The organism is Saccharibacillus qingshengii, assembly GCF_013185195.1.
Taxonomy (GTDB): Bacteria; Bacillota; Bacilli; order Paenibacillales; family Paenibacillaceae; genus Saccharibacillus; species Saccharibacillus qingshengii.
The window spans coordinates 69,115-75,310 of the sequence record NZ_JAAZWC010000025.1; the positions used below are offsets into that span (position 1 = coordinate 69,115).

Sequence of the window (6,196 nt, forward strand, 5' to 3'; positions counted from 1 at the left end):
GTACTGCCCGCCTTCCACTCCAGTACTGCCCGCCTTCGACTCCCACACTGCCCGCTTACCCTGCCCAACGACCCGAGACCTTTTCCACGCCGGAGAAGGTCTCTTTTTTGTCCCCGCAGCGAAGCGGATTTCAGCTGGATGGTATTTTTTTGCAAGCGCTTACCCATTCCCCTTAAAAAAGTACAGACGGTCGCAAAAGAGTGCTAACGATAAGCGCTTACATGGAGCTGCGGCGGTGCTATATTTGATCTTGCCAGAAGGAATCAACCACACCAGACAAACCGAAAGGGGTTCGTTCATTTGAAAAAGCATTTTAAGGGGATTGTGCTTCTCATTGCGGTCATGATGTTCTCGATCGTTGCCAGCGCCTGCAGCAATACCGGCGGAAGCGGCGGAGGAAGCGTCAGCGTCGGTATCGTACTGCCAACGAAAGATGAGCCGAGATGGGTACAAGACGAGCAGCGCTTCAAGGACGCGCTGTCCGGCACGAAGTACACGACCGAAATTTTGTTCAGCCAGGGTTCTTCCGCGAAAGAAAAAGAGAACGTGGAAACGCTGCTGAATAAAGGCATCAAAGTGCTCATCATCTGCCCGCAGGACGGCGACGCCGCAGCGGCAGCTGTGGAAGCAGCCAAAAAAGACGGCGTAACCGTCATCGCTTACGACCGTCTGATCACAAGCACGGACGCCGTCGACTACTATGTCACGTTCGACAGCCTCGCGGTCGGCGCGGCTCAAGCGCAGTACCTGATCGACAACGGTACGGGAAAAGGCCAACCGCTGTACCTGTACGCCGGTGCCGCAACGGACAACAACGCATTCTTGTTCTTCCAAGGCGCATGGGAAGTCCTTCAGCCTAAGATCGCAGACGGCACATTCATGATCGCGAACTCGCCGGAAGCGGAAGCACTCAAAGATACCAAAGATCTGTCCCGCGACCAAATGAGCAGCATCATCGGCCAGGTTACAACCAACTGGGATCCGAACGATGCCAAGAACAAAGCCCAGACTCACCTGACGTCCGCCGCTGCCGACATGAAAGGCGACGTTGCCATCCTTGCTCCGAACGACGGCACGGCCCGCTCGATCGCCGACGTATTCGGTTCCGACAGCGCCGTAACCAACTACGTCATTACCGGCCAGGATGCCGAGCAGGCTTCGATCCAGTATATCCTCGACGGCAAGCAGTCCATGACGGTCTTCAAAGACGTGCGTACGCTCGTTAAAGACGCAATGGGCATGGCTGTCGAAGTACTGGACGGCAAATCCCCGGAAACAACAGGCTCTTACAACAACGGCAACGTAGACGTCAAAGCCAAACAAACCGACGTAATCGTGGTCGACAAAGCCAACGTACAAAAAGAGCTGATCGATTCGGAATACTACAAAGCGGAAGACTTCACGGGACTGTAAGGATCGAACCCACTTGGGGAGCGATCAACCACAGTAAATAGCCGGCTGGGATAGGGACGGGGATGCCCCGTTCCTCTTTCCCGGTACACCGGGCAGCAAGGGGTGCGACAGAAATGGGCGGAAACATATTGGACAAAAAGCAAGGCCGGACAGCCGGAGGCCCGGACGGCAACATTTTGGAGATGCGCGGCATTTCCAAAAACTTTACGGGCGTCAAAGCGCTCTCGGATGTGAATTTTCAAGTCAAAAAAGGCGAAATTCATTTTCTGGTCGGCGAAAACGGTGCAGGCAAATCGACATTGATGAAGGTGCTGAGCGGGGTCTATCCGTACGGCACATATGAGGGAGATATCGTCTACGAGGGTACGGTCCAGCAGTTCGGCAAGATTACGGACAGCGTCAAGACGGGAATCGCGATTATCTATCAGGAGCTGGCTTTGTTCCCGGACCTGAGCGTGTACGAAAACATTTTTGCGGGAAACGAAGTGACGCGCGGCGGTGTGATCGACTGGAACGAGACGATCATCGAAGCGCGTAAAATGCTGCAAAAGGTCAAACTGAACGTCAATCCGGAAACGATTATCCGCGACCTGGGTGTCGGCAAGCAGCAGCTCGTCGAGATCGCCAAGGCGCTCAGCAAAAACGTCAAACTGCTGATTCTGGACGAACCGACGGCGGCGCTGAACGAGAACGACAGCGAGAACCTTTTGGAACTTTTGCGCGAGTTGAAGAGCCAGGGCATTACCTGCATCATGATTTCGCACAAACTCAAGGAAGTCATTGCGATCGCCGACAAAGCGACGGTCATCCGCGACGGCAAAACGATCTGTACGCTGGACGCTGCCAAAGGCGAGATTACCGAAGCGACGATCATCAAGAACATGGTCGGACGCGATATCGAAGACATCTACCCGAAACGCCCGGACAAGAAGTTCGGCGGCCATATTCTGGAGGTCAAGAACTGGACCGCTTACGATCCGACACTTGGCCGCAACCTCGTCAAGAACGTCGACCTCTATGTGAAAAAAGGTGAAATCGTCGGTATTGCGGGCCTCATGGGCTCGGGCCGTACGGAGTTCGCGCTCAGCATTTTCGGCAACCCAAGAAATTACAAGCTGGACGGCGAGCTGTATGTCGACGGCAAACCGAGAAAGTTCAACCACACAAGCGACGCGATCAAAGCAGGCATCGCTTATGTAACGGAAGACCGCAAAGGCGACGGCTTGTTCCTGATCCAGGACATCAAGAGCAACGTCAGCGCGGCCAACCTCAGGGGGATCTCGCCGGGCGGCATCATTAACGACAACGAAGAAGTCAAAGTTGCCAACGATTACAAAGGTTCCATGAACATCAAAGCCCCGTCCGTAGAGCAGATCGTCGGCAACCTGAGCGGCGGCAATCAGCAGAAAGTCTCGCTCGGCAAATGGCTGTTCGTCGGCCCGCAGCTGCTGATTCTGGACGAACCGACGCGGGGAATCGACGTCGGCGCCAAATTCGAAATCTACACGATCATGAACAAACTGATCGCCCAAGGCATGAGCATCATCATGATCTCGTCCGAACTCGGCGAAGTTCTCGGAATGAGCGATCGCATCTATGTCATGGCCGAAGGCCGGATCAAAGGCGAAATCGCGGCCGAAGAAGCCGATCAAGAAAAAATTATGCATTTCGCCACGCAATAGGAGGGGAAAACCGTGAACTTCTTTCAAGAAGCCAAATCTTTGCTCAAAGTAAATATTCGCGATTACGGGATGTATATCGCTTTGTTCGTCATCATGCTTACCTTCACGATCCTGACGAACGGACTGTTCATCTCGTCGCGGAATATCAGCAACCTGCTCGACGCCACCGGTTACATTGCGGTATTGGCGGTCGGCATGACGCTGGTCATCGTCATCCGGCATATCGACTTGTCGGTCGGTTTCGCCGCCGGCTTTATGGGCGCAATCGCCGCCATCATGCTGTCGCAGCTCGGCGTACCGGTCTACTTTACGATTCCGATCATCCTCATTCTGGGTATCGTCATCGGAATGTTCAACGGCGTGCTGGTCGCATCCGTCGGGATTCCGGCCTTCGTCTCGTCGCTTGCGGCGATGCTGATCTTCCGCGGCGCCCTGCTTCAGGTGACCGAGAAGACCGGCACGATCATTGTCAAAGACGATACGTTCAATGCGCTCGGCAACGGCTTCCTGCCTTCGCTCGGACATATCGCCGGGCTGAACGTCCTGTCGCTGATCCTCGGCGGACTGGTCATTTTGTACTTCGTGTACGCCGAAATCTCCAAACGCAACCAGAAGATCAAATACAAATTCGAAGTCCCTTCCAACAAGATCTTCGCCGTCAAACTGGTCTTCGTATCGGCGATCATCGCTTACGTAACCTGGATTCTGGCCGGCTACAACGGATTCTCTTGGACCGTCGTCATTACGCTGCTCGTCGTTGCGATCTATCACTTCCTGACGACCAAGACCGTACTCGGCCGTCATATCTATGCGGTCGGCAGCAACCCGGAAGCGGCGCACCTGACCGGGATCAACGTCAAGAAGATCACTTATATCGTCTTCGGTTCCATGGGCATGCTGTCCGCTCTGTCCGGTATTATGTACACGGCCCGTCTGCAGTCGGCAACGACAACGGCCGGTACCCTGTTCGAGCTTGATGCGATCGCAGCCGCTTACGTCGGCGGTGTATCCGCAGCCGGCGGCGTCGGCAAAGTTACCGGCTCTATCATCGGCGCGGTCGTTATGGCCTCGCTGTCGAGCGGCATGAACCTGCTCGGCGTCGGCATCTCGTATCAGTACATGATCCGCGGCGGCGTATTGGCCGCAGCCGTAATCTTCGATGTCATGACCCGCAGAAAAAGAGGCTAAAGCACAATTGGCCTGTTCGCTCCAGCTCTTGTGTTCAAGTCACTTCCGGCTCCCGTTAGGGTGCTTAAGCCGCTTTCGCGATTCTTCCGCTTGTCGGGAAGAATCCGCGCAGGCGGCTTTTTTGCGTCGATCGGAGCCGTTTCCAGTACTTGACCAGCACTTAAAAAATCTAACGGATCGAGACGACGCTTAGAAGCGAATTCGAGCGGTTTGGAAATTCTAACGGATTCAGATGACGCTTAGAATGGAATTCGGCTTGTTTTTGGCGGGAAAAGATTGCCGAAAAGCGTCTAACGGATATGCGTTCCGTTAAAAGTGGGGAAAGGCTTGATTCGGCGCTGTAAGGGACATACAATCCGTTAGCCGAGCCGAGCCGAGCCGAGCCGAGCCGAGCCGAGCCGAGCCGAGCCGGATCTTTCAAATTGGGCGTGCGTTGCTATGACCGTCCAGCCTCCCGTAGGGATCGCGAATCCGGTCGCCCACAACTCAGACGAGCCGGTCGTCTGCAGGCTTGCTACCTTTTCCACATCCGATCTGGTAAAGTTACAGGGTATGGTCTTACATAAGGCGCTTCTGCGCCATCAAGTAAGCCGAAAACGATTTCAATCTCAAGGAGGAGTCATAATGAGCGAGGCAGCAAGCGGCAAGATCAAGTGGGGCATTCTGGGAACGGGCTGGATCGCCGAGCAGTTTGCGGCCGATCTGAAGCACGCTTCGAACGGCGAACTGTATGCGATCGGATCGCGTACGCTCGAGAGCGCCGGCAAGTTTGCGGAGAAATTCGGCGCGCCGGTATCGCACGGCAGCTATGAAGAATTGGCCAACGATCCGGACGTGGACGCGATTTATGTGGCGACTCCGCATCCTTTTCATAAAGAAAACGTACTGACCGCCCTTAACGGAGGCAAAGCGGTATTGTGCGAAAAACCGTTCACCGTCAATTCCCGGGAACTCGAGGAACTGATCGTGACGGCGCGCGAGAAAAAGCTGTTCCTGATGGAAGCCATGTGGTCGCGCTTCCTCAAGCCGCTTGTGCAGGTGCGCGAATGGCTGTCCGAAGAACGTATCGGCGAACTGCGCATCGTCAAAGCCGAATTCGGCTTCGATGCCGGCTGGAATCCGGAAGGCCGCCTGCTGAATCCGGAACTTGGCGGCGGCGCCCTGCTGGACGCGGGAATCTACCCGGTTTCGTTCGCTTCGATGGTCTTCGGGCCTAACCCGGATACCATCTGGACGACCGCCCATATCGGCGAGACGGGCGTGGACGAGCATTTCACGATTCTGCTTGATTACGGCCAGGGAAGAACGGCTTCGCTGCACGGAGGAGTGCGTCTGGAATTCCCGAACGACGCGTATATCCACGGCACCAAAGGCTATATCCATATCCCGCAGTTTCTCTTCGCGAAGGAAGCGACGCTGCATGTGAACGGCGAAGAGCCGGTCACGGTAACGGACGACCGCGAAGATCGCGGCATCAAAGGCTACGCCTACGAAGCCGAAGAAGTCGGCCGCGCCCTGCTGGAAGGCCGCCGCGAGAGCGGCGTCATCTCGCTGGCCGAGTCGATGGGCATCATGCGCCTGTTGGACAATGTACGTGCGCAGTGGGGTTTGAAATATCCGTTCGAGTAACGCAGCCGAATAAGCGTGATTGAGCAGGCCCGGTCTTCTTCCTTGAAGACCGGGTCTTTTCTTTTGACGGATTGTCAATCCAAGTGCAACACTTCTTCCTGAAACGATTCGTGCGTAGATTTCCAGCCTAAACATTTACGAGGCCGGTTATTAATCAAGGCGAGAGCTTGTTCGAGTTCAGCATCGGTCACCTGCGCAAAATCGTGGCCTTTGGGGAAAAACTCTCGAAGCAGGCCGTTTGCGTTCTCGTTGGAACCTCGCTGCCAAGAGGAATACGGATCGGC

Annotated in this window: 5 protein-coding genes; 4 read left to right on the forward strand and 1 reads right to left on the reverse strand. The window is 55.2% G+C overall.

Features of this window, described 5'->3' with window-relative positions; all coding sequences use genetic code 11:
* The first annotated feature begins 300 nt into the window (after nucleotides 1–300).
* From HRQ60_RS18430 to HRQ60_RS18445, 4 genes are all read left to right on the forward strand, one after another.
* Entirely contained in the window at nucleotides 301–1,413 is a 1,113-nt protein-coding gene (locus tag HRQ60_RS18430) for a sugar ABC transporter substrate-binding protein (protein ID WP_172198541.1), read from the forward strand.
* Between the two features lie 113 nt (nucleotides 1,414–1,526).
* Nucleotides 1,527–3,095 (forward strand): sugar ABC transporter ATP-binding protein, encoded by a 1,569-nt coding sequence (locus HRQ60_RS18435; RefSeq protein WP_172198542.1) that lies wholly within the window; start codon nucleotides 1,527–1,529, stop codon nucleotides 3,093–3,095.
* Between the two features lie 12 nt (nucleotides 3,096–3,107).
* On the forward strand, nucleotides 3,108–4,283 hold the full coding sequence (locus HRQ60_RS18440; RefSeq protein WP_172198544.1) for an ABC transporter permease subunit: 1,176 nt from the start codon (nucleotides 3,108–3,110) through the stop codon (nucleotides 4,281–4,283).
* 624 nt (nucleotides 4,284–4,907) lie between these two features.
* The gene (locus HRQ60_RS18445) at nucleotides 4,908–5,912 is read left to right on the forward strand and encodes a Gfo/Idh/MocA family protein (protein WP_172198546.1); all 1,005 of its coding nucleotides are present in this window, start codon (nucleotides 4,908–4,910) and stop codon (nucleotides 5,910–5,912) included.
* A 74-nt stretch (nucleotides 5,913–5,986) separates the two neighbouring features.
* On the opposite strand, the gene HRQ60_RS18450 is transcribed toward HRQ60_RS18445, so the two are convergent.
* The coding region (locus tag HRQ60_RS18450; protein WP_172198549.1) for an IS30 family transposase at nucleotides 5,987–6,196 on the reverse strand (210 nt) is incomplete at its 5' end.